The sequence below is a fragment of the Sulfurihydrogenibium yellowstonense SS-5 genome (genome assembly GCF_000173615.1).
Taxonomy (GTDB): Bacteria; Aquificota; Aquificia; order Aquificales; family Hydrogenothermaceae; genus Sulfurihydrogenibium; species Sulfurihydrogenibium yellowstonense.
The window spans coordinates 1-4,913 of record NZ_ABZS01000130.1 but is presented as its reverse complement, the minus strand read 5'-3'; the positions used below and the strand labels follow the sequence as shown (position 1 = coordinate 4,913).

General features: G+C 34.8%; 6 protein-coding genes. 5 read left to right on the top strand and 1 reads right to left on the bottom strand.

Annotated features, from left to right (window positions below):
- Window positions 1-186: 186 nt before the first annotated feature.
- Complete coding sequence (locus SULYE_RS05895; protein ID WP_007547506.1) at window positions 187-378, bottom strand: HU family DNA-binding protein; 192 nt, start codon at window positions 376-378, stop codon at window positions 187-189.
- 187 nt (window positions 379-565) lie between these two features.
- Between SULYE_RS05895 and SULYE_RS05890 the strand changes: the two genes are divergently transcribed.
- From SULYE_RS05890 to SULYE_RS05870, 5 genes are all read left to right on the top strand, one after another.
- Window positions 566-2,776, top strand: a complete 2,211-nt coding sequence (locus SULYE_RS05890; protein ID WP_007547504.1) for a TonB-dependent receptor — start codon at window positions 566-568, stop codon at window positions 2,774-2,776.
- Window positions 2,777-3,214: a MotA/TolQ/ExbB proton channel family protein gene (locus SULYE_RS05885; protein ID WP_007547503.1), complete on the top strand. Its 438-nt coding sequence runs from the start codon at window positions 2,777-2,779 to the stop codon at window positions 3,212-3,214. It abuts the gene before it with no gap.
- Window positions 3,201-3,632, top strand: a complete 432-nt coding sequence (locus SULYE_RS05880; RefSeq protein ID WP_007547502.1) for an ExbD/TolR family protein — start codon at window positions 3,201-3,203, stop codon at window positions 3,630-3,632. The genes SULYE_RS05885 and SULYE_RS05880 overlap by 14 nt, the downstream gene beginning before the upstream one ends.
- A gap of 41 nt (window positions 3,633-3,673) precedes the next feature.
- Window positions 3,674-4,375, top strand: coding sequence for an energy transducer TonB (locus tag SULYE_RS05875; RefSeq protein WP_232178616.1), 702 nt, complete (start codon window positions 3,674-3,676; stop codon window positions 4,373-4,375).
- 11 nt (window positions 4,376-4,386) lie between these two features.
- On the top strand, window positions 4,387-4,913 hold a 527-nt coding region (locus tag SULYE_RS05870), incomplete at its 3' end, for an alkaline phosphatase D family protein (RefSeq protein WP_007547500.1).

Below are 4,913 nucleotides of genomic sequence, written 5' to 3'. Positions count from 1 at the left end.
TTCTTTACCGGCTGCAAAATGACATTCAAGGTTATCCTTCCTTTAATGCTTAATCATTAAACCTTTTCTTGTCATCCTGAGGCCGAAGGCCGAAGGATCTCTTTTTTGATTTTTTGATTTGAAAAGAGAAACATGAGATTCTTCGCTTGGCTCAGAATGACGATTTGGATTTTTGGAATAACCTCTCTAACTACTTGACTTTTTAGTTTTTCTTCCTCTTTTAGGCTTTTCTTCTGCTTTCTCTTCTTTGCAATACTCAAAAATCATATTCACTATTTCTTCAGCGTCAATCCAGTTTTGCGCAGTTCTTGAGTCATCTTTGCCAGCAATATGATAGATCTTTTCTGCAACTTTCTTGATCAATTCTTCTTTATTCATTTTTACATCCCCGGAGTGAATAATTCATTATAAAGCTAACATAGAATTGTAAAAGTTTTATGAAAGTGAAGTTAAGATTTTGAAATGTTATCTCTGTAGACTTAAATAATTTTAACCATTCTTTCATTAAATCTTAAAACTCTATCTTTAAAATAGAGAAAAATTTAATCAAAGAGGAGGAAATGCTGTGAAAAGAAAAAAGGCTTTAGCACTTTTTTATGCTGCTATGGTAAGTGGTAGTTTTGTTTATGCTGAGGAGGCAACTTTAAAAGTTAAAGTCGAAGACCAAACAGGTTTAGAAAAAGAGCTTCCGATTGAAATCAAGAAAAATGTACCGGCTACCGAAACAACAGTAAAAAAAGAAGAGATTCAAACAAGAGCCGGAGCTGGATCGGTTAACATCTTTAAGGCTATTGAACTTACTCCATCCGTAAACGTTCAAACTGATGATGCATATGGGCTTGGTGGTGGTAGTATAAGAATAAGAGGTTTTGACAATACTCAAATCGGAGTAACTATTGATGACATGCCACTAAATGACTCAGGAAACTTTGCCCTTTATCCTCATGAGTATGCAGATGTGGAAAACCTTGAGACTATAACTATTACAAGAGGTTCTGTGAACAAAAGGTCTCCTTTCTACACAGAAATTGGCGGTGCCATAAAGGTTAGGACTGCTCCACCAAGAAGTAAATTTACAAACTCATTTGGTCTAAAATTTGGTTCTTATAACTTTAAAAGAGTATTTTATAGATTAGACACGGGATATTTACTTGGAAACAAAAATCTTCCAAAAATATTCTTCTCTTATTCTCATACAGAAGCGGATAAATGGAAAGGACCAGGCGGTGCACCTCAGTATAGAGACCACTATACCTTAGGAATAACTCAAAAAGTTGGAATTCTTGATTATGAATTTTACTATGACAGAAACGTTCAATTAAACTATTTCTACAGACCGTTTACATACGCAGAAACCAAAGACGGAAACATTTTTAGAAGTAGAGATTATACTAATAAATTAATCCCGGGCAATACTGCCAATAATGTACTATACTATGAATTCTACCAAAACCCTTATACAAACCAGCAATATAGAGCCATCTTTAATCTTAACTTTACAGATAAGATATCCCTTAATTTTAAGCCTTACATGTGGATTGGTAGAGGAAGCGGAACGAGTGCGACTTTTTTTGGATCTAATGTTTTCTTTAGAGAATCTTTTAACTATACAGATAGACCAGGATTTACAACCGAGTTAAAGGTGGATTTACCGTATAATTCTAAATTTTTCTTAGGATACTGGTATGAATACGCAGACTTAAAACAATGGCAACCATCAAGATTGGTAAATATAAATTCAGATGGTACTTACACATTAAATAATACTACATCATTTAGGTACAACTACATTCAAAGAACAAAGACAACTACAAACACTCCTTACGTCTCATTTGAGTCAAAAGAGCTTTTCGGCAAATTAGATTTAAACCTCGGTTTTAGATTTGCAAGCATTAAAAGAAAGTTTGATAACTATAATACGACCGGATTGCCTTATTATCCGGAGGATGGTGTTTACGACGACCCAAGATTAACCAAAGCCGCAAATACATCATACGAAAAAACATACAAAAAAACTTTACCTAACATTGGATTAGGATTTAGCGTTTTAGACAACCTTTATATATATGCTTCTTATGCTAAGAACTTTAGAGTGCCTCAGAATTTTTTGGGAGCTATACCAACAAGCATACCAGCGCAATTTGTAGCTGACCAACTAAAGCCTGAAGAGTCAGATAGTTATGATATAGGTGCAAGATTAACTTACGATAAATTTTACATTGCTCCAACTGCTTATATTGTAAGATACAAAAACAGATTAATCAGAGTTGCTGACCCAAATGATCCAACTTTAGTTTACCTTAGAAATGCCGGAAAAGTAGATGCTAAAGGGTTTGAGTTAGAAGTGGGGGCAAATCCTATGCCAAAAACTAACATTTACGCATCCTTCTCATACAACGAAGCCAAATTTAAAGACGATGTGTTTTATGATGGAAGCACTAAATACGACATTAAAGACAAAAGCGTTCCAGACACTCCAAGGTATATGGTCAAATTAGGTTCTCGTTTTAATCTATACGATTTTAAAGTCTCTCCAAGCATCCAGTTTATAGGTTCAAGATATGGTAATTTCACAAATACAGAAAAAGTTGATAACTACACAATCGTAAACCTATCAGCTACAAGAAAGATTTATAAATACTTTGACCTTTACATGGACGTAGTCAACTTAACAAATCAAAAATACGTAGGTAGAATAAATCCAGGGACAGCGTCAGGTACTTACTATGCAGGAGCGCCGTTTACGATATCCTTTGGAATTAACGGGAGGTTTTAAATGGTTGAGATTAAATCAGCAGTCTTTCTGCTAATGTTTATGGTTTTTGTGTATGGGAACTTTATCATATTTCAGAAATTTTTCATGATGAAAAAGTCAAACGGAAATACTAACCCGGTGGATGCCCTCCACTGGGCTAAGGATTTTAAAAAAGGGTTATGGTTTTTGGATTTTGCAGCTACTACATCACCACTACTTGGACTCTTAGGAACTGTAATAGGTCTTATCATAGCTTTCCAAGAGCTTGGTAAAAAAGGTGTATCAGGAGCTGGAGAAATAAGCGCCGCAATTGGATTAGCCCTTGTTGCTACTGCAATAGGCATAGCATTGTCATTGTGGTTTTATCTATGGTTCAAATTCTTTAATTCTAAAATCCAAGAAAAGAAAGAGGATATTAAAAGCAGGATATTGATGGAGGTTTTGAATGAGCAAACATAAAAAGCTTTCATTGCTTTACCTTCTTGAAGAGCAGGAAAACGAAAAGGAGGAAATTCAAATAATTCCTATGATAGACGTTATGCTGTTTCTACTTACCTTTTTCATTCTTTATACTCTTAATGTACTGCCTATGTTGTATCAAAATATTAAACTCCCCACATCATCTACGGTAGAACAAAACCAAATTAACGAGCCTTTGAAAGTGTATATAGACAAAGAAGGAAATATTAAAACAGAAAAATTCGGAACAGGGTTAGAAGCATTAAAGCAGTATCTTAAAACAGTTAAATCTCCGGAAGAGGCTATAGTTATTCTAATTCCAGACAAAGACGCAACAGCCAAATCTCTGATGATAGCCATAGACACTCTTAAAGAAAACAAAATAACAAAAATATCTATCGCCGGTGAAAAGAAATGAAATTTTCTGACAATAAAAAATCAGCTTCATTTATCCTTTCTTTGCTTTTTTCTTCATTATCAGCCTATGGAACTTATCTACTTTTTAATATTAAGCTTCATGAGCCACCAAAACCACCTACCTTTATAGAAATAGTTGAACTTCCGGAAGAAAAACAGGAAAATAAGAAACCGGAGCAACCTAAAAAACAGATTATAAAAGAAGTTAAAAAAGAAACTCATAAGCCAAAACAGATTATTGAACATAAAGAACCGATAGAGAAACAAAAACCTGAAGTAAAGCAAGAAGTTAAGACAGAAAATAAACCAGTAGAACCAATAAAAGAAGAGCCAAAACACGATTTTAAAAAACAAGAAATTGTAGAAAAACCACCGGAAATAAAAAAGCCTCAACCACCACCTCCACCACCAAAGCATGAAGAGCCACCACCGCCCCTGCCGCCACCACCTAAAGAGCCTGATAAATCAGCACTTAATCAATATTACGCAACCGTTAGAAAAATCATAGAGTCTAAAAAACGATACCCAGAAGAAGCGAAAAGAAGGGAAGAAGAGGGAGCTGTTTTAGTTAAATTTACAATAGACGAAGATGGCAATGTTAAATATGTATCACTTGTTAGGTCAAGCGATAGCCGAATCTTAGATAAAGAGACTTTGAGACTTTTAAACAGTTTAAAATTCCCTCCACCGCCGGAGGGAAAACCTATGACACTAAATTTAGAGATAGAATACAAACTAAACTAAGGAGTAGCAAAATGCTTTTAAACAGAAGAGAGTTTATAAGCTTATCATTATCAACCTTATATTTACTTACACATAACTTAGAAGTGTTGGCAAGTGATGCAGTAGAAATTTTTGACCTTGGAATTGCAAGCGCAGACCCAACGCAGGATGGCATTGTACTATGGACGAGAATTAATCCAAATATTCACAACCAATTAAACAAAGACCTTATCTTAGAGATTTCACAAAGTCCAGAGATGAAAGAATCATCCGTCATAAAAATACCCGGAGATAAGATTATAAAAGAAAGAGACTACACAATCAGGTTAACAATAGACAACCTAAAACCAGGACAGACTTACTACCACAGATTTACATACGCAGACGTTCCGTCAATGGTAGGTAGGTTTAAAACTCTGCCGGTTGGAGATGTTGAAAACTACAGAATAGGATTTGTTACCTGTCAAAACTACGCCGATGGATATTTTACAGCCTACAGACATTTAGCCAATGAAGATATAGGATTTATCTTACATCTTGGAGACCAGATTTATGAGAA